The organism is Streptosporangium sp. NBC_01755 (genome assembly GCF_035917995.1).
Taxonomy (GTDB): Bacteria; Actinomycetota; Actinomycetes; order Streptosporangiales; family Streptosporangiaceae; genus Streptosporangium.
Window position 1 is genome coordinate 4,921,169 of record NZ_CP109131.1, and the last position, 17,492, is coordinate 4,938,660.

The 17,492-nt window shown below is 69.1% G+C and carries 17 protein-coding genes and 1 other RNA gene; 10 read left to right on the forward strand and 8 right to left on the reverse strand.

The window, feature by feature from the left end; genetic code table 11:
• Positions 1–55: 55 nt before the first annotated feature.
• Positions 56–1,165, reverse strand: coding sequence for a hypothetical protein (locus OG884_RS23560; RefSeq protein WP_326636218.1), 1,110 nt, complete (start codon positions 1,163–1,165; stop codon positions 56–58).
• Positions 1,166–1,230: 65 nt separating this feature from the next.
• Here OG884_RS23560 and prfB point away from each other — a divergent pair, with 65 nt between their 5' ends.
• A complete protein-coding gene (gene prfB / locus OG884_RS23565) occupies positions 1,231–2,349 on the forward strand; it encodes a peptide chain release factor 2 (RefSeq protein WP_326636220.1) in 1,119 nt (372 codons plus the stop codon).
• Positions 2,350–2,424: 75 nt separating this feature from the next.
• Here the strand turns inward: prfB and OG884_RS23570 are convergent, their stop codons facing one another.
• Complete coding sequence (locus OG884_RS23570) at positions 2,425–2,613, reverse strand: hypothetical protein (RefSeq protein WP_326636222.1); 189 nt, start codon at positions 2,611–2,613, stop codon at positions 2,425–2,427.
• A gap of 236 nt (positions 2,614–2,849) precedes the next feature.
• On the opposite strand from OG884_RS23570, the gene ftsE reads away from it, so the two are divergent.
• The 5 genes from ftsE (at position 2,850) to ssrA (ending at position 7,797) form a co-directional block, all read left to right on the forward strand.
• Positions 2,850–3,539, forward strand: a complete 690-nt coding sequence (gene ftsE, locus OG884_RS23575; RefSeq protein ID WP_184939289.1) for a cell division ATP-binding protein FtsE — start codon at positions 2,850–2,852, stop codon at positions 3,537–3,539.
• A 31-nt stretch (positions 3,540–3,570) separates the two neighbouring features.
• The gene (ftsX, locus tag OG884_RS23580) at positions 3,571–4,479 is read left to right on the forward strand and encodes a permease-like cell division protein FtsX (protein WP_326636228.1); all 909 of its coding nucleotides are present in this window, start codon (positions 3,571–3,573) and stop codon (positions 4,477–4,479) included.
• Positions 4,480–4,600: 121 nt separating this feature from the next.
• Positions 4,601–5,068 carry an SsrA-binding protein SmpB gene (gene smpB, locus OG884_RS23585; protein WP_326636230.1) on the forward strand — a complete coding sequence of 156 codons (468 nt, stop codon included), beginning with the start codon at positions 4,601–4,603 and terminating at the stop codon, positions 5,066–5,068.
• Positions 5,065–6,954 (forward strand): penicillin-binding transpeptidase domain-containing protein, encoded by a 1,890-nt coding sequence (locus OG884_RS23590; protein WP_326636233.1) that lies wholly within the window; start codon positions 5,065–5,067, stop codon positions 6,952–6,954. Before smpB ends, OG884_RS23590 begins: the two co-directional genes overlap by 4 nt.
• A 458-nt stretch (positions 6,955–7,412) precedes the next feature.
• Positions 7,413–7,797: a transfer-messenger RNA gene (gene ssrA / locus OG884_RS23595) on the forward strand.
• Positions 7,798–8,003: 206 nt separating this feature from the next.
• On the opposite strand, the gene OG884_RS23600 is transcribed toward ssrA, so the two are convergent.
• Complete coding sequence (locus OG884_RS23600) at positions 8,004–8,369, reverse strand: hypothetical protein (protein WP_326636236.1); 366 nt, start codon at positions 8,367–8,369, stop codon at positions 8,004–8,006.
• Between the two features lie 479 nt (positions 8,370–8,848).
• On the opposite strand from OG884_RS23600, the gene OG884_RS23605 reads away from it, so the two are divergent.
• Both OG884_RS23605 and OG884_RS23610 read left to right on the forward strand, forming a co-directional pair.
• On the forward strand, positions 8,849–9,763 hold the full coding sequence (locus tag OG884_RS23605; protein WP_326636238.1) for a hypothetical protein: 915 nt from the start codon (positions 8,849–8,851) through the stop codon (positions 9,761–9,763).
• Between the two features lie 153 nt (positions 9,764–9,916).
• Positions 9,917–10,285, forward strand: a complete 369-nt coding sequence (locus tag OG884_RS23610) for a roadblock/LC7 domain-containing protein (protein WP_326636240.1) — start codon at positions 9,917–9,919, stop codon at positions 10,283–10,285.
• 151 nt (positions 10,286–10,436) lie between these two features.
• Here OG884_RS23610 and glpK read toward each other — a convergent pair whose 3' ends face one another.
• Positions 10,437–11,954 carry a glycerol kinase GlpK gene (gene glpK / locus OG884_RS23615; protein WP_326636242.1) on the reverse strand — a complete coding sequence of 506 codons (1,518 nt, stop codon included), beginning with the start codon at positions 11,952–11,954 and terminating at the stop codon, positions 10,437–10,439.
• Positions 11,955–12,026: 72 nt separating this feature from the next.
• A complete protein-coding gene (locus tag OG884_RS23620; protein ID WP_326636244.1) occupies positions 12,027–12,854 on the reverse strand; it encodes an MIP/aquaporin family protein in 828 nt (275 codons plus the stop codon).
• 368 nt (positions 12,855–13,222) lie between these two features.
• Between OG884_RS23620 and OG884_RS23625 the strand changes: the two genes are divergently transcribed.
• Positions 13,223–14,293, forward strand: coding sequence for a polysaccharide deacetylase family protein (locus OG884_RS23625; RefSeq protein WP_326636245.1), 1,071 nt, complete (start codon positions 13,223–13,225; stop codon positions 14,291–14,293).
• Positions 14,294–14,432: 139 nt separating this feature from the next.
• Here OG884_RS23625 and OG884_RS23630 read toward each other — a convergent pair whose 3' ends face one another.
• The 3 genes from OG884_RS23630 to OG884_RS23640 are packed head-to-tail and all read right to left on the reverse strand — an operon-like array spanning position 14,433 to position 15,901.
• Positions 14,433–15,560, reverse strand: a complete 1,128-nt coding sequence (locus OG884_RS23630) for a S1C family serine protease (RefSeq protein ID WP_326636246.1) — start codon at positions 15,558–15,560, stop codon at positions 14,433–14,435.
• A 19-nt stretch (positions 15,561–15,579) separates the two neighbouring features.
• Positions 15,580–15,741, reverse strand: coding sequence for a hypothetical protein (locus tag OG884_RS23635; protein ID WP_326636248.1), 162 nt, complete (start codon positions 15,739–15,741; stop codon positions 15,580–15,582).
• Between the two features lie 22 nt (positions 15,742–15,763).
• Complete coding sequence (locus OG884_RS23640) at positions 15,764–15,901, reverse strand: hypothetical protein (protein ID WP_326636250.1); 138 nt, start codon at positions 15,899–15,901, stop codon at positions 15,764–15,766.
• Between the two features lie 288 nt (positions 15,902–16,189).
• Here OG884_RS23640 and OG884_RS23645 point away from each other — a divergent pair, with 288 nt between their 5' ends.
• The gene (locus tag OG884_RS23645) at positions 16,190–17,320 is read left to right on the forward strand and encodes a hypothetical protein (protein ID WP_326636252.1); all 1,131 of its coding nucleotides are present in this window, start codon (positions 16,190–16,192) and stop codon (positions 17,318–17,320) included.
• The last annotated feature ends 172 nt before the right edge of the window (positions 17,321–17,492 follow it).

A 17,492-nucleotide genomic window follows, 5' to 3' on the forward strand; every position in this document is an offset into this window, starting at 1 on the left:
CTCCTTCGCGGGGCCTGGGCGGCGCGTGGCATGGCGGCTCCGGAGGAGGAGCGGATCAGCTCACGCTGACCTTCGTGAGGCCGCCCAGGTAGCCGATGACCCTGGCGGGCCGGCCGCTCTCCTTGGCCGGGACCGTGCTCACGTACAGCTGCGTCTCCACGGTGCGCACTTCCTCACGCATGAAGCGCTCGGTCGTCAGCTTCCTGGCGTCCGACGGGATACGGGCGTCCGACGCGCACGGATCGATCTTGGCGCTCCTGGTCGTCGTCCTGATCAGCGCGTAGACGACCAGCGCGCCGCCGTCGGCGGTGCGCAGCGCGTGCACCGGGTAGTTGCTCGCGGCGAAGATCGAGTCATAGCCCAGGCACTTCTTCTTCCCGTCCCTGCGCCTCTTCGTGATCTCGTCGGCGAAGCCGGTCGTGTGCGGGCCCTTCTCGATCAGCCCGGCCGCGAACCCCCGCTCGCCCTCCTCGGCCGAGGTCGCGTGCAGCGGGGCCATGAGCCGCGGGCTGATCGCCACGCTCGTGTCCTCCTCGCCCAGCGCCGTCGCGTACCCGTCGGCGTCCTTGGCGATCTCAGGGGGCCGGGTGCCCTCATCGAGCAGCGAGGTCGAGCTGAGCCGCCAGTCCTCCCCATGCGGCCGCATGAGGGTCAGCACGGCGGTTCGGACCCCGCCGGAGGGCTCCCTGCGGTCCACGATCGCGGCGAACCAGAGGGGACCGTTCTGCCCGCGCGGGACCAGCAGCTCGGGGGTGCCCCACGTGTACGGGGGAAGTGCCTCGGCGGAACCGTTGAAGGCCGCCGCCGTGAGCGCCTCCTGCCCGTCGCGGGTCTGCGCCAGCATGATCCTGCGGTCGGCGTCCAGGTGCGGTGTCGCCGCTCCCAGCACCCCGTCGGCGCCCAGGATGCCCGCCAGCGCCTTCGCCGCCCCGGCGAGCGTGACCGGGGGCGGCGGGAGCGGCGACGGCGACGGCGATGTCGTGGGGCGGGCGGCCGACGTGTCACCGGCCGGAGGTCCCGGCGGGCTCGGCCGCGCGTTCCCGGAAACGGAACGGGGATCGGAACACGCCGCGGTCGCGGTGGTCAACGCCAGCGCGAGCGCGAGCACGCCCCATCGCCCGTGTCCGCGCACGTCCACCTCCCGATGTTCCCCGATGCGGGCCATGCTAGCCATGCTGGGGGAGAGTGCTGTACACGATCGGGTGTGAAGGTCGCGTACCCTCTACAGACGTGGCACTCATCGATCCGGCAGAACAGATCAACGAGCTTACCGGGACGCTGAACAGCATCCAGGACGTGCTCGACCTCGGCGCGATACGCAAGCAGATCGAGGAGCTGGAGGATCAGGCCGCCGCGCCGGACCTGTGGAACGACCAGGAACGGGCACAGAAGGTCACCAGCAGGCTCTCCTACCTTCAGGGCGAGGTCAACAGGGTCGAGTCGCTGGGGCGGCGGCTGGACGACCTCTCCGTCCTGTACGAGCTGGCCGCCTCCGAGGACGACGAGGACACCCTCGCCGAGGCCGACCGTGAGCTGGCGTCCCTGAAGAGCGACATCGGCGCGCTGGAGGTCCGCACCCTGCTGTCCGGCGAGTACGACGCCCGCGAGGCGGTCGTCACCATCCAGTCCCAGGCCGGTGGGGTGGACGCCGCAGACTGGGCCCAGATGCTTCAGCGGATGTATCTGCGGTGGGCCGAGCGCAAGGGCTACCCGACGGACATCTACGAGACCTCCTACGCGGAGGAGGCCGGGATCAAGTCGACGACCTTCACGGTCAAGGCGCCGTACGCGTACGGCACCCTCCGTGGCGAGCACGGCACACACCGCCTGGTCCGGATCAGCCCGTTCGACAACCAGGGCCGCCGCCAGACCTCCTTCGCGGGCGTCGACGTGGTGCCGGTCGTCGAGACGACGGACCACATCGACATCAACGAGGACGACCTGCGCGTCGACGTCTACCGCTCCTCGGGGCCCGGCGGCCAGGGCGTCAACACGACCGACTCCGCGGTCCGGCTGACCCACCTGCCCACCGGCATCGTGGTCTCCTGCCAGAACGAGCGCTCGCAGCTGCAGAACAAGGCGACCGCGATGGCGGTCCTGCAGTCCAAGCTGCTGGAGCGCAAGCGGCAGGAGGAGACGGCGGCGCTGAACGAGATCCGTGGCGAGTCGACCACGTCGTGGGGCACCCAGATCCGCAACTACGTGCTGCACCCGTACCAGATCGTCAAGGACCTGCGGACGGGCGCCGAGGCGGGCAACCCGAGCGCGGTGCTCGACGGTGACCTGGACGGCTTCATCGAGGCCGAGATCCGCTGGACCCGCCGCCAGGAGGCGGGTGTCGAGGGCTGAAGCCCGCGCCCTCGCCTCATGGGCACAGCTCACGGACGCCCGGCGTCCGTGAGGCGTGTCCCCGGGGGGCGCCGCTCAGGCCCCGCTGAGATGTCTCAGGGCCAGGGTGAGGAAGAAGAGCGCTATCAGCACCAGCGCGACGAACGCGGGGGTCATGCCGCCGAGGCCGTGGTGGTGCTGAGCGCGGTACGCGCGGCAGCGAGGGCAGCGGCCCTCGGCCACGGGGTGAGCACACCCCGCGCAGACCAGGTCTTCACAGCTCATGCCGTCCTCCCTCTTCGAGGTCAGAACCACTTTATCCGCTCGTTACCGGGCGCCGAATCGTTTTGTTTCCGTTATGGACGTTCCATGCCGGTCTTCCCCCTAGACTGGGCACCGGCCAACCGGAACGTCGATCAAGCGTAAATGACCGGCGCCCCCCGATCGGCGAGAGGTGGAAGTGGTCCTCTGCCACTCCTGCGACCGTCCTACCCCCTAGACTGGCATGCCGTGATGCGCCCGTGATCCATTTTGATAATGTCACCAAGGTCTACGCGAACCAGAACCGGCCCGCGCTGGACCACGTCAGCGTCGATGTCGACAAGGGCGAGTTCGTATTCCTCGTTGGCCCCTCGGGGTCCGGGAAGTCGACCTTTCTCCGCCTGGTCCTGAAGGAGGAGCGCCCCAACTCGGGCGCGATCCACGTGGCCGGCAAGGACCTCGCCCGACTGTCCAACTTCAAGGTCCCGCACCTGCGCCGCCGGATCGGCTGTGTCTTCCAGGACTTCCGGCTGCTCCCGAACAAGAACGTGTATGAGAATGTCGCGTTCGCTCTGGAGGTCATCGGTAAACCCCGGCGTTTCATCCGTAAGGTGGTCCCCGAGGTCGTCGAGCTCGTCGGCCTTGAGGGCAAGGCACACCGGATGCCCGACGAGTTGTCCGGTGGCGAGCAGCAGCGGGTCGCGATGGCCCGGGCGTTCGTCAACCGGCCGATGATCCTGCTGGCCGACGAGCCGACCGGAAACATCGACCCCGCGACGAGTATCGGCATCATGAAGGTGCTCGACCGGATCAACCGGACCGGCACCACTGTCGTCATGGCCACGCACGACGCGGCCATCGTCGACTCCATGCGCAAGCGGGTGGTGGAACTGGAGGACGGCAAGATCGTCCGTGACCAGTCGCGGGGCGTGTACGGCCAGGCGTACTGACACCAGGACCGGAAAGAGCGACAGGAAGAGCATGCGGGCAAACTTCATCTTCTCCGAGGTCTGGATCGGCCTCCGCCGCAACCTCACGATGACCATCGCGGTCATCGTGACCGTGGCGATCGGCATGGCGTTGCTGGGCGTCGGTCTGATGATCAACTCCCAGATCTCCAGCATGAAGGACTTCTGGGCGGACAAGGTCGAGGTCTCGGTCTTCCTGTGCAAGAAGAACGACCCCTTCCCGCAGTGCAAGGGCAGCGGCGGAGTCAACGCTCAGGAGCAGGCCGAGCTGAAGGCGACAGTCGAGGCCATGCCCCAGGTCCAGCAGGTCACCGTGGAGAACGCAGCCGAGGCCTACAAGAACTTCCGGGACCAGAACGCCAACAACACGGTGCTGCTCTCCGCCATCCAGGTCGAGGACATGCCCGAGTCGCTGCGGGTCAAGCTCAAGGACCCGGAGGCCTACGGGCCGGTGATCGAGGCGCTCAAGGGCGCGCCTGGGGTCTCCAACGTGGTCAACCAGAAGGAGCTCCTGGAGAAGTTCTTCGGGCTGCTGGAGAAGCTCCGCTGGGCGGCCCTGGTGGTGGCGATCATCCTGGTCTTCGCGGCCACGCTCCTGATCGGCAACACCGTCAGGCTCTCGGCGTACAACCGCAGGCGCGAGACCGGCATCATGCGCCTGGTGGGCGCCTCCAACCTCTACATCCAGCTCCCGTTCGTGATGGAGGGCGTCATCGCCGGCCTGATCGGCGGTGTGCTGGCCGCGATGCTGCTGATCGTCAGCAAGGTCTTCCTCTTCGACGGGGTGCAGCTCTACCTCTCTCCCAACAGTCAGCTCTCCTGGGAGACGGTCGCCTCGGTGATCAGCGTCACCATGGTCTTCGGCGTGCTCATCTGTGTGCTGGCCTCCTTCGTCACGCTCCGCCGCTACCTGCGTGTGTGACGCCCCCGCTCCTCCGTGACCGTCGCGCGGTGCGCGGGCGCCCGGCGCCCGCGCACCGCGCGCGGCCGAGGCCGCGCTCTCGGGCGCGGTTCGCGGCCCCGGTGACCGGTAGGCTCAACACATGCCACGTGAGACCGGGCGGAAGGTAATAGCCCAGAACAAGCGTGCCTGGCACGACTACCACATCGAGGACACCTACGAGGCTGGTCTTGTGCTCCAGGGCACGGAGGTCAAGTCGCTGCGGCTCGGCCGTGCCTCCCTCCTCGACGGGTACGCCGTCATCAAGGACGGCGAGGCATGGCTGATCAACGTCCACATCCCCGAATACACCATGGGCACCTGGACCAACCACGCCGCGCGCCGTACCCGCAAGCTCCTGCTGCACCGCAAGGAGATCGACAAGCTGGTCGCCAAGACCAAGGAGGGCGGCCTGACCCTGGTGCCGCTCGCCATCTACTTCAAGGACGGCAGGGCCAAGATCGAGATCGGCCTCGCCAAGGGAAAGAAGGACTGGGACAAGCGGCAGACGCTGGCCGAGAACCAGGCCAAGCGGGAGATGGCACGCGCGCTCAGGCACAGGAACAGATGACCACGAGAGGGAAGGCCGGGCGTGCCGTCTCCGCGGCGCTCGCGCTGGCGGTGACGGCTCCCATGCTGTCCGCCTGCTTCGAGGAGCCCTCGGCCCACGAGGCGGTGCGCGACTTCCTGATCGGCTGGCAGACGGGCGACTACGCCGCGGCGGCCAGGCGGACGGACGGCGACGAGAAGGTGGTCAGCCGGGCACTCCAAGACGCCAAACTCCAGCTCGACGCGGCCTCGTTCCGCTTCAACGTCAAGAGCATGCGGCGCGCCGCGGACGAGGTCGAGGCCGACTTCGACGCCGAGGTCGACCTGGGGGAGAACAACCCCCTGTGGGAGTACGAGGGCAAGCTCCCGCTCCACCTGGTCGACGGCCACTGGAAGGTGCGCTGGTCGCCCAGCGTTCTCCACCCCCAGTTGCGCGAAGGTCAGCGGTTCGCGGTGAAGGTCACCCCCGAGGGGCGCCAGCCGATCCTCGACCGCAACCGCGACCCGCTGCAGGAGAAGGCCGTCCTGCACGTGGCGAGCGTGATTCCGGCCAATCTGAAGAACGACGAGGCGGACAGGCTCTGCCAGCGGCTCTCCAAGATCACCGGCTTTCCGCATGACCGCCTGCTGAGCCGGATCCGTTCCGCCCAGCCCAACCTCCAGGTACCGCTGGTCACCTTCGGCCGTGCGAAGTTCGGGCAGCTCCGCGCCCAGCTGGAGGCGATCCCCGGCATCATCCTCACCGAGCAGGAGCAGGCGGTCGCCCCCGCCTCGCCCACCCAGATCGTCGGCACCGTCACCGCCGTCACCCCCGAGACCGAGCAGCAGCTCGGCGGCCCGCAGCGGGCCGGGGACACGGTCGGCAGGGCCGGTCTGCAGAAGGCGTACCAGGAGCACCTGACCGGCTCGACCGACACCCGCGTGATCACTGTCGATCTCAAGACGCTCAAGGTGACCGAGCTCAAGAAGTGGCGGCCCGACCGTGCCACCTCGCCGGTCCAGACCACGCTCGACCGCGCCCACCAGAAGGCCGCCGACAGCGCTCTGCTGGGCGGGTCCGGCATGCTGGTCGCGGTTCAGGCCTCGACCGGCGACATCCTGGCGGTGTCCAGCACCAACGAGTACAACCAGGAGAAGCACGCCCTCGCCGGGAGGTTCCCCGCGGGGACCGCGTTCTCCATCATGTCCGTCGAGGGCATGCTCAAGGCGCGGATCAGCCCCAGGCAGAAGCTGGCCTGCCCGGCGGACAGGACCGTCGGCGGTGCCGAGTTCCACCAGGAGGGCGCGCCCATCGGGGGGACGCCGACCCTCCAGGCCAACTTCGCCACCGGCTGTGTGACCGCGCTCGCCGCACTGGCCCGCAGGATCGACGGCTCCGAACTGGCGGCCGCCGCCGCGAAGTTCGGCATCGGGTCCCCCTGGGCCCTGCCGCTGAAGGGGTTCAGCGGTTCCATGAGGCCGCTCAAGAACGACGCGGCCACGGCGAAGGCACTCGCCGGGCAGAACGTGCTGGTCAGCCCGCTCTCCATGGCACTGGTCGCCGGGGCCGCCGCCTCGGGCACCTGGCGCCCGCCGGTCCTGGTCACCGACCCCCGGACCGCCGACGCCACGACGGAGACCGAGCCCTACAAAGCGCCCGACCCGATCAAGCTGGACGACAAGACCGTCGGCACCCTCCGCGCCTTCATGCGCAGTGGCGTGACCGCGGGCTCGGCACGCGCAGCCACGGCCCCCGGCGATCCCGTCCACGGCATCACGGCCGCCGCCTCGCAGAACCGCAAGCCGCTCGCCTGGTTCGTCGGGTGGCAGGGGGACGTGGCCGTCGCCGTGCTGATGCAGAGCCCCGACCCCACAGCGGGGGCGGCCGCCGCGGGACGGTTCTTCCAGGGGCTCCACGCCGGTCTGTGACCTCCCGGAATATTCTTTTCACCCTGAGCAACCATGGGGTGCCTCGTTTGCGTCCTTCTAAGTGACCGAGCACTGCTTGGGGGGTTGCAGGCTCGGTCGCTGTGATGAGATCAGGGCCTCATCTCGGGGGAGGCCCTGCCGTCAGGACCGGCTCGACCCTGCCGGTCGACCCCGGGGGCGCTCGCGATTCGCGGACGTCCCCGGGGTTTCGGCGTTCCCAGGCCGTTGAGCCCACACCTCGTTGAGCCCACACCTCGTTGAGCCTGCGCCCCGCTGGGCCTGCGCCCCGCTGGGCCCGCGCCCTGTCGAGTCCCCACCCCGTTGAGCCCGCACCGCCTCGTACGGTGCCTTCGCCACCTCGCCCGGCGCGTCGGGCGGGAATTCGATTGGCGTTACCTCTGTTGTAACGGGTATCTTCGGATAGCTCGCCCCCTTGGGGACGGGTTGAAAATTCAACAGGGGGTGACTGGTTTCGACTTTGGCTTTGCAAGCCAGGTGAAGCGGGTCGAGGACTGCGGACATAACCTCGTTAACACTGTGACCGCGACCAACAAGTGCCAATAAGACGCACTCCGAAGTCAGCCAGGGCAACCTGGCACTCGCCGCCTAAGCAGCGAGTGACTTCTGCCGGCCCGGGAGCGCCTCCGGCCCGGATCCGGCATCGCTAGGAGGCTCAACCGATCGACCCGGCCACGGGGAAGATCGGGAAATCTTACAGTGGCTGAGCCCGTCGGCGACTTGCCTGCGTGATTGCCGGGGCTGAGAAAAGCACAGCAGGCTCCACCCGGAGAAGCCCTGTCTTGAAGTTGAAGGACGCGGGTTCGATTCCCGCCACCTCCACCCCCGTCCCGCACGCCTGGCGTGCGGGACAGATCGCCGAAGGGCGGTCAGGTCGGCTCCACCGCCGTCCTGACCGCCCTTCGTTCGTGTGCGTGGATCCCCGGTGTGTCGTGCGGGTCATCCGCTGCCGCGGCCGGTCGCAGGAGGCTCGCCGGACCTCTCCGCCCGGAGCGGCCGCCCTTCGGCGTGTGGCCGCGCTCCTCGTACACCTAGATGGTGAGCGAGCTTTCGATGCGCCGGAGGTGGTGCCTGGCCAGGGCCAGATTGGCACGGTCCCGGTCGAGCACCAGGTAGAGGAAGGTGTGGCCGCCGCTGTCGGCCAGGAGCCTGATGATGTGATACTGCCTGGCCAGCGTTATGAGGATGTCCTCCACCGAGTCGTTGACGTTCAGCGCAGCCATGGTCCGGACCTTGGCGCGGACGACCTCGGTGTTGCCCGCCGCCGCCACCTCCAGGTCCAGGTCGCGACTTCCTCCGATCGTGCCGAGGCACATGCCGCTTTCGTAGTCGACCAGTGCCGCACCGACCGAACCGTCGATCGTCATGGCTTCCTTGAGGGCGGTTTCGATGTTCATGAGCTTCTTTCCCCCCGGGGGACCGGTACGGGCCTTGACGCCTCGTAGTACGGAGGTATCGCATATACAGGCGAGGTCATTTGTGACTGTAGATACGTAAAGTACACTTACCTACTACTGTTAGTGAAATGCAGTAGGGTGTAGTGCCGGATGCCCGGTTCATTCGGGGAGATACCTGGAGCTCCATCCCACGGCCGAGGGCATGACCTGTCCCGTCCGCGGAGTGGGAGGTCCGCCGTGCCCGGACGCCTCCCGGCTCGCCAGGGGCGTGTGCGGCGGCATCTTTTCCCGGCTGGGCGCGCCCGCCAGGGGTAGATGGAGGAAACACAGTGGTGAAGGCCGACCCGCATTCCGTACGTGAACGGCTCGGCCGCCGCGAGCGGAACCAGAGGTGACTTCGTGCCGTCATCGGCCGTGACTCAGCCGAATCCGCCCCGCGGGGCGGTGGACCGTTCCCTGCCACGGCGCGGGATGGCGGCGTGACCACCGGGGAGCCGGAGGTCCTGGGGGAGATCGGGACGTTTCTGCTCCGGTTCTCCCGGGAGGAATTCTCCGGCGTGCTCCGCGTTGAGGGCGGCCCCGGAGGGACCCTGTGGATCAGGAACGGCCTGGTGGTGGCCGCCGCGACACCGGCCGCACCCGGCCCGGAGTCGCTGCTGCTGAGGTCGGGCCGGGTGTCGGAGAAGGAGTGGACCGACGCGTACGCGGCCGGTGCCCCCTCCGACCGGCTGGCCGCGGAACTCGCCGGGCGCGGCGTCGTCGGCGAGGCGGGCCTGGAGGCGGTGTGCATGGCCGCGCTCTTCGACGCGGTGTTCGCGATGACCCTCTACGGCGTCGAGTCGTGCGTCGCCGAACCGGCCGGGCCCGGCGGCCCCCTGCCGCTGCTGCCCGTCCTGCCGGGCGTCGGGCCCGAGCGGCTCGCGCGGGAGACAGCCCGCCGGATGGAGCACGTGGCGGCCTGGCGCCGGCTCGACCTGTCCATGCGGGTCAGGCCCGTGCCCCCGGCCGTCCCCGTTCCCACGATGCTCGGTTCCGACCGCACCCGCCGTGCCGTCCTGGAACGGGCGAACGGCCGCAGGACACCGCGCGACATCGCCTTCGTGCTGGGCAAGGGCCTGTTCGCGGTGATGAGCGAGATCGCCAGGATGGTCGAGGAAGGAGCGCTCGACCTCGACGGCTCCGGGGCCGCGCCGAGCGGAGCCGCGCTCGTCCCCGAGCCCGGCGGAAAGGACGAGGACCCGGCTGCCCGGCTGCCCCGCCGCCGCCCGGGTACCAGCAGGATCAACGAAGTGCTGGCCCCCGTAGGGGGAGGCCCGGCCCCGCCCCGGCCTCTTCTCGCCCTCAGGTCCCTGCCCCCGCAGGAGACGGGCGACCCCGGCCCCGAGGGGGGATGAGATCATGGACCCGCTCGGCGGCAGGGTGGCGGCAGGCCGTGAACGGCCGCCGCACAGGCTGCGCCTGCTCAGATTTCCGAGAACATCGAGTGGCACCGCGCCGCTTTCGCACCCCATGGCTGAGTCCCGGGGTTTTCACGCTGGAGGTATTTGATGAGCAAGCAGGCGGTGCTCGCCGAGCTGAAGATCCTGCGTGAGCAGGTGACCGGCGTGCTGGAGACGGCCGTCGCGTCGGTGGACGGACTGCTCGTCGCGGCCGACAGCGAGGGCTCGCGGCCCGAGGTGCTGGCCGCACTGGCCGCCGCCACGCTGGGGCTGGGTAAACGCACGGGCTACGAGGTGGGCATGGGGGAGCTTCGTGAGGTGGTGACCCGCTGCCGCGGCGGATACATCGTCGTCTACGCCGTCCGCCAGGAGGCGCTGCTCGTCGTGCTCGCCGACGAGGGGCTGGACGTCTCCCGGTTGCACGTGGAGTCCCGGCCCACGGTGGAGCGGCTGGGCAAGCTGCTCACCGGAGCCTGACCGGGGGCCGGCGGGTTACCGGTGTTCGAGGGACCACCGGTCAGGGGCGGTGTGCGGCGCGGGGTGGGCGAAACAGGGGGAGACAGGGGGAGACAGGGCGGGCCCCGGCCGTCGGCGCGAGGCGGGTTCGCCGGTGGTGATCCGGCTGCGTTCAGGACACGTCGACCCAGTTGAGGGTGCGTTCGACCGCTTTCTTCCAGCCGGCGTAGCCGGCGGCCCGCTGTTCCTCGGACCACTGCGGCTCCCAGCGGCGGCCCTCCTGCCAGTTCTGTTTGAGCTCGTCCTTCGACTTCCAGAAGCCGACGGCCAGCCCCGCCGCGTAGGCGGCCCCCAGCGCGGTCGTCTCGGCCACCACGGGTCTGGAGACGGGTACGCCGAGCAGGTCGGCCTGGATCTGCATGCACAGGTTGTTGGCGGTGACGCCGCCGTCGACCCGCAGGACGTCGAGGGTGACGCCGGAGTCCTGCCGCATCGCCTCGACCACGTCGCGGCTCTGGTAGCAGATCGCCTCCAGGGTGGCCCGCGCGAGGTGGGCGTTGTTGTTGAAGCGCGACAGGCCGACGATGGCGCCCCGGGCGTCCGACCGCCAGTACGGCGCGAAGAGGCCGGAGAAGGCGGGCACGAAGTAGACGCCGCCGTTGTCCTCGACCTGCCGGGCGAGTGACTCGCTCTGCGCCGCCCCCGAGATGATGCCGAGCTGGTCGCGGAGCCACTGCACGGCGGAACCGGTCACGGCTATGGAACCCTCCAGCGCGTACACCGGCGGCTCCTCGCCGAAGCGGTAGCAGACGGTGGTGAGCAGGCCGTGCTTGGAGCGGACCAACTCGGTGCCGGTGTTGAGCAGCAGGAAGTTGCCGGTGCCGTAGGTGTTCTTGGCCTCGCCCACCTCGAAGCAGACCTGTCCGACTGTGGCGGCCTGCTGGTCGCCGAGGTCACCGGAGAGCGGGACCTCGCCACGTAGCGGGCCGCCTCTCCTGGTGGTGCCGTAGAGGCCGGGATGGGAGGAGGGGGCGATGGCAGGCAGCATTCGGCGGGGGATACCGAAGAACGACAGCAGTTCGTCGTCCCAGTCGAGGGTCTCCAGGTTCATCAGCATCGTGCGGCTGGCGTTGGTGGGGTCGGTGACGTGCACGCCGCCGTCGGTACCGCCGGTGAGATTCCACAGCAGCCAGGTGTCGGTGTTGCCGAAGATCGCCTCTCCGGCCTCGGCCGCCTCGCGTACCCCGTCGACGTTCTCCAGGATCCACTGGATCTTGCCGCCGGAGAAGTACGTCGCCGGGGGGAGGCCCGCCCGGTGGCGGATGACGTCGCCCCTGCCGTCGCGGTCCAGGGCCGAGGCGATCCGGTCGGTGCGGGTGTCCTGCCAGACGATCGCGTTGTGGTACGGGCGTCCGGTGGTCCGGTTCCAGACCACCGTGGTCTCGCGCTGGTTGGTGATGCCGAGCGCGGCGAGGTCGGCGGCGACCAGGCCCGCCCTGTTCAGCGCCGTCTCGATCACCGCCCTGGTGCGCTCCCAGATCTCCGTGGGATTGTGCTCGACCCACCCCGCCCGCGGCAGGATCTGCTCGTGTTCGAGCTGGTGCCGGGCTATCTCGTTGCCGCCGTGATCGAAGATCATGAAACGGGTGCTCGTCGTGCCCTGGTCGACCGCTCCGACGAAGTCAGGCATTGCGTGGTGCCTCCTTGGTGAGACTCTCCGGGGATCTGCTGCTGTTCTTACCCGCGGTTGTCGCGCGTCCGTTCAGGGGTGGCGCGGGTCTTCGGGCGTTACCCGCCCCACCTCGGGGCCGGTCTCCTCGGAAGGAAGGAATCCGGCCACCAGGATCTCGTAGAGGAACGCCCCGATCAGCCCCCCGATGAGGGGCGCCACGATCGGCACCCAGAAGTAGAGCTGCCCGTACTGGTCCTGCCAGGCCGTCTCGTACCCGGTCAGGAACGAGGCGAGCCGCGGCCCGAAGTCGCGGGCGGGGTTGATGGCGTAGCCCGCGTTGCTACCCCAGGCCATGCCGATGGCCACGACCAGCAGGCCGATCATGAAGGGGGCGAGGTTGGCCATGGGCGCCGTGTTGCGCGCGTCGGAGAGGGCGAGGATGAGCAGGAGCAGGATGGCGGTGCCGATCACCTGGTCGCGGAAGGCGCCCCAGGTGCCGACGGGCAGTGACCCGTTGCCCGGCAGGGTCGAGAAGACGCTCTGGGTCTTGATCGTGAGCCCGGGGTCGGCCTTCTCCAGCACCTCGCCGTAGTTGAAGCGGACGATGAGCGCCGCCACAAACGCGCCTGCGGTCTGTGCCAGGCAGTACGGCAGGACCTTGCGCCAGGAGAAGCCCTTGAAGGCGGCCAGCGCGACGGTGACGGCGGGGTTGAGGTGGGCACCACTGGTGCGCGCCGCGACATAGACGCCCAGCATCACCCCGAGCCCCCACGCCCAGGCGATGCTGTCGTGGTCGCCGATCCCGGCCGCCACGACCTGGGCCACCACCGCCACCCCGAACAGGATCAAAATCATGGTGCCGGTGAACTCGGCCGCCATCTCCCCGAGAAGCCCACGGCTTTTCAGGCGCTCCGCCATCTCTCCTCCTCACGATGCCGTTCTGAGCCGCTCGGATGCCCGGACGGTAGGCGCGGAATGGAGGGGGGGTCAACGGTAACATGACTGAATTGTTGAATAATGGTCAACAAAATAAGTCATCGGTAAGGCCATCAAAGTACGAGATGACGCCTGGCGTCCGCGATATCTCCGCCGGGGGAGAATCCCGCTCCAGGCCGGGTTTCACGCGGGAGACGCCCTCCTGGGCGGAGCCGGTGCGACGCGGAGAGGGCAGGGTCCGCGCGACGTCGCCGAGAGTGGCTCCGGCGGGAACCTTTGCCAGTGACGGAGGTCAACCCGCAGGTCAGAGGGGGATGAGAAGCGTATCGTCAGCGCGCTTGGAGGATTCGATGGGCCGTCTCAGAATAGGCAGGGCCGGTGTGGTGGTCGTCGCGGCAGGAGTCGTGCTGGCCGGGTGCGGATCGGGACAGGACGGGGCCGACGAGCAGAAGGCGAAGCTGGCCGCCGCGGCCAAGGCGTCGGCCGCCGCGGCGGCCTCGCAGGCCAACCTCCTCAAGACCAGGGCGGCGGCTGCCGCCAAGGTCAAGGCCAACGAGCTCGGGCAGATCCCCGTTCTCATGTACCACCGGGTGGTCGACAAGCCCACGACCCAGGACGACCGCACTCCCAAACAGTTCCGCACCGAGCTGGAGCGGCTGGCCAGGGAGAACTACGTGCCCGTCACCGCGGCCGAGTTCGTCACCGGGCGCATCGACATCCCGGCGGGAAAGCACCCCGTCGTCCTCACCTTCGACGACTCCTCACCCTCACAGTTCGAGCTGGACGGGACGGGCCTCCCCCGGCCGAACACCGCGGTCGCGATCCTGCAGAGCGTCGCCAAGGCCCACCCCGGCTTCCGCCCGGTCGGCACGTTCTATGTCACGCGCGACATGTTCGGCAAGGAGACGCCCGAGGAGGGGGCACAGATGCTCCTCTGGCTCACCGACAAGGGCTTCGACATCGGCAACCACACCCGCGACCACCTCAACCTGCGCGGTAAGGAGAAGAAGGCGGTGAACGAGGAGGTGGCGGCGGGCCACCGGCTCATCACCGGGCTGATCAAGACGCCCCCGGTCACGCTGGCGCTGCCGTACGGCAACCAGCCCGACACCAAGGAGTGGGGTCTCAAGGGCTCCTCGGGTGACGTCTCCTACAACTACGGCGGCGTGTTCCTCGCCGGTTACACCCCCGCGCTGTCGCCGTTCAACAAGAAGTTCGACCCGCTCGGCATCCCGCGCATCCGCTCGATGGACAAGACGGGCGACTGCGCCAAGTTCTGCTCCGTGGCCTGGCTCGACTGGTTGAAGGCGAACGCCGACGAGCGCTACACCTCTGACGGCGACGCGAAGACGATCGCCTTCCCCAAGTTCAAGGCGCCCTTCGTGGCCAAGTCCTTCAGCGATCGCGTTCTGCCCTACTGACGGTGATGACGTGGGTGAGTGCCTCCCGGTGGGGTCTGACCCGACTACCGGCTGACCTCGGGTCCTCAAATGATCTTAAATCGGCCGCCTGACATCCAGCCGCCTGACATCCATAGGAGCATCCTGGTCCCGCCCCGGCTCAGCCCCCGTGGAGCTCCTCAAGGGGAACGGAGAGGGTGGTCCTTGAGCCGTCGGGGCGTATGATCTCGACCTTCGCGTCCTCGCCGGGCTTGAGGCCCGACAGGAGCGTCGACAGGTCCTGGGTCGACGGGGTGGGCGTACCGTCGATCGAGACGATCAGGTCCCCGGCCTTGAGACCCGCTCGCTGCGCGCCGCTGTTCTTCAGCACCCGTACGACGCTGACGCCCGCCGGCTGCCCGCTCATGTCGATCACGGTTCGTACGACGACGCCGAGCGCGGCCCGGTGGGTGCTGGTGACCTTGCCGTCCCTGATGATCTGCGTGGCGATGTCCTTGACGGTGTTGGAGGGGATCGCGAAGCCGATGCCCGCGGCCTGGGCGTTGTCGAGTTCGGGGTTGACGGCGGTCAGGGTCGGCACGCCGATGACCTCGCCCGCGATGTCGACCAGGGCGCCGCCGCTGTTGCCCGGGTTGATCGGCGCGGAGGTCTGGATGGCCCCGCTGATCGTCGCCCCGGGCGAGTTGTCGTTCGAGGGCTCGGTGACGGTGCGGCCGAGCGCGGAGATGATCCCGTTGGTGACACTGCCGGACAGGCCCAGCGGGTTTCCCATGGCCATCACGATCTGGCCGACCCGCAGCTTGGTGGAGTCGCCGAAGACGGCGGGCTGCAGCCCGGTCGGGTCGTCCACCTTGATCACGGCCAGGTCGCCCAGCTTGAACGAGCTGATCAGTCTGGCCGTCCGGGGGGTGCCTCCCGTGGCGAGCGTGACCTCGACTCGCCTGCTGCTCCCGACCACGTGGGCGTTGGTGACGATGTGCCCGGCGGTGTCGAACACGACTCCCGAGCCGAGGCTCTCACTCGTGGTGATCTGCACGATGGACGGCAGTGCCTTGGTGATGATCTGCTCGTAGGCGGTCTCCAGGGAACCGAGTCCGTTTCCGGGAGCGGGTGTGGTCCCGGGCGAGCCTCCCGGAGAGGCGCCGACAGAGGCACCGACGGAGGTGCTCACCGAGGCGCTGGGGGAGCCGGCCGTCCCGGGTGGTTGCAGACTCATGCCCTGGCCGCAGCCCGCGAGCGTCATGACGGCGGTCGCAAGCAGCGCGACGCCTGTCTTTGATCGTCCCATGCATGGGTATCTTCCCAGCTCAGGCAGGAAGATACGTCTCACGAAGGTCGCCGCGGCCGAGCTTGCCCGTGGGGGTGCGCGGCAGCCGGTCGTGATATTCGATCACTCGGGGGTGCTTGAGACGTGCCGGCCGGGTCGCGCAGTGGGCCAGTGGTTCGCCGGTGAGGTCCGCGCCGGGCACGGCCTCTCCGCCGAGGGCCGGATCAGTGCACGGCTTCTCCGCCGAGGGCCGGATCAGTGCACGGCTTCTCCGCCGAGGGCCGGATCAGTGCGACGATGCGCCGGCCCCACTTGGGGTCGGTCGTCGCGATCTCGTAGAAGCCCCTCATGAGCGCGGCCATACAGAACCACATTTTGTTCGTGGCAGGGGAAACACTGTTACCTGGGCTGATGTACATCCCGTGGCCGAAGCGTAATAAACGACGATGCGTCGAATCTTTTCCAGGTGACATACCCTGACGCGTATGGCGGACGTCGGCGGTAACTCCTCCGGGCGCTCTAACGAGAGATACATCCCCTCATATGACGCGCCCACGGCTCCCATCCCCGCCATCCCCGCTGAAGACGGTTCGGTCATCAGCCCTCGGGTGCCCAGAAGATTCCCCATCGGTGACGGTGAGGAGACCGCTTTGGTCTCCAGACCAAAGCGGCCTGGATCGTTCCCCCACTCGCCGCCGCCCGATCCCGGCCGTTCCGGGCAGAGTTCCGGCGGCCGGGCGGACGAGCCGGAGGCGGACGCCGACCAGGTGCGCGAGTCTGGTGGGCTCGGGACGATCCCGGTCAGGCGGATAGGCGGCTCCGCCGGCCCCTGGCGTCCCGACAGGCCCGGTGCGCCTGGTCAGACGGATGCGTCCGGTCGGATGGGTGCGCCCGGTCGGACGGATGCGGGGGGCAGGGCGGACGGGGGCGTCGCGACGGGGTGGCCCGGCGCGTCGCAGCGGCCCGGCGTGTTCGGCGAGCCGGGCACGCAGAGTCAATCAGGTGTGCGGGCCCGGCCCGGTGTGCCGAGCGGAGCGGGACGGAAGTCCGGTGGCCTGCTGATGCGGATCGGCGACATCCCGATCCGGGTCGCCTACAGCCTGGGCGCCGCCGTCGTCACCGGCGTCATCGTGGTCCTGATCTTCATACTCTTCTCCGGCGACGAGCCCTCGGACCCGGCGGGGGGCGGTCGGAGCGTGGCGCCCACGGCGCAGCCCTCGCCGACCGTGTCTCCGATCACGCTGCCCGCACTGCCGGGCGCGACGGCGCTGAAGGCGCTGCCGGGCACACCGAGCGTGGTGCTGGGCGCGGTGACCGATGCCAAATCCGCGGTGACCTATGCCAGCCTGGGCAAGCCGTGGGCGGCCAAGGCCGTGCCGTCGTTCTCCGTCGGCCAGCAGGTCGGCTCGGCCGGGCTGCCGCGCACGGTCATCGCCTCGGGGCCGCTGCCCGGTGCCCCCCCGGCCAAGCCGCTCAAGAGCGACGCCGACTACCGCAAGGCGGCGTTGAGCGCGGTGAAGTGGACGATCCGCAACCACCACCCCGAGGGGGGAAGGGTCACCTGGACCGCCTCGCAGCGCCTGGCCACCGGCAAGGGGTGGGTGCTGGCCTACCGGGTGAACTACCAGGTCAAGGGTAAGGAGCGTTCCTCCCGGGCGGCGCTCGCGGTGATCGACATCGGCCGACGCAAGCCCTCGGTGCTCTTCGTGACCGTGCCCGACACGCGCAAGCGGCTCTGGGCCGACATCGCACCCCTGATGGCGAGCGTCCGAGCTCTCTGACGCGCCGCCCTTCTTCAAAGGACCGATGGGGGACCGCCGATCCCCGGCCGGAGACCGGTGGCGTGCGGCCATCCCGTTCCGTGGGAGCCGGGCCCTCCGTGGTCGCCGGTGGGCCGCGACGGCAGGGGGCGGCGTACCCGGTGGTAAGGGTTCACGCGTTGTGATGGAAGCA

Excerpts from the sequence above, each read along its gene's own strand:
- OG884_RS23625 (WP_326636245.1), top strand. The coding sequence starts at position 13,223 with ATGGGCCGTCTCAGAATAGGCAGGGCCGGTGTGGTGGTCGTCGCGGCA.
- OG884_RS23570 (WP_326636222.1), bottom strand. The coding sequence starts at position 2,613 with ATGAGCTGTGAAGACCTGGTCTGCGCGGGGTGTGCTCACCCCGTGGCC.
- OG884_RS23600 (WP_326636236.1), bottom strand. The coding sequence starts at position 8,369 with ATGAACATCGAAACCGCCCTCAAGGAAGCCATGACGATCGACGGTTCG.
- OG884_RS23610 (WP_326636240.1), top strand. The coding sequence starts at position 9,917 with ATGAGCAAGCAGGCGGTGCTCGCCGAGCTGAAGATCCTGCGTGAGCAG.
- ftsX (WP_326636228.1), top strand. The coding sequence starts at position 3,571 with ATGCGGGCAAACTTCATCTTCTCCGAGGTCTGGATCGGCCTCCGCCGC.
- OG884_RS23620 (WP_326636244.1), bottom strand. The coding sequence starts at position 12,854 with ATGGCGGAGCGCCTGAAAAGCCGTGGGCTTCTCGGGGAGATGGCGGCC.
- OG884_RS23630 (WP_326636246.1), bottom strand. The coding sequence starts at position 15,560 with ATGGGACGATCAAAGACAGGCGTCGCGCTGCTTGCGACCGCCGTCATG.
- OG884_RS23590 (WP_326636233.1), top strand. The coding sequence starts at position 5,065 with ATGACCACGAGAGGGAAGGCCGGGCGTGCCGTCTCCGCGGCGCTCGCG.
- OG884_RS23560 (WP_326636218.1), bottom strand. The coding sequence starts at position 1,165 with ATGGCCCGCATCGGGGAACATCGGGAGGTGGACGTGCGCGGACACGGG.
- smpB (WP_326636230.1), top strand. The coding sequence starts at position 4,601 with ATGCCACGTGAGACCGGGCGGAAGGTAATAGCCCAGAACAAGCGTGCC.
- OG884_RS23640 (WP_326636250.1), bottom strand. The coding sequence starts at position 15,901 with ATGGCCGCGCTCATGAGGGGCTTCTACGAGATCGCGACGACCGACCCC.
- glpK (WP_326636242.1), bottom strand. The coding sequence starts at position 11,954 with ATGCCTGACTTCGTCGGAGCGGTCGACCAGGGCACGACGAGCACCCGT.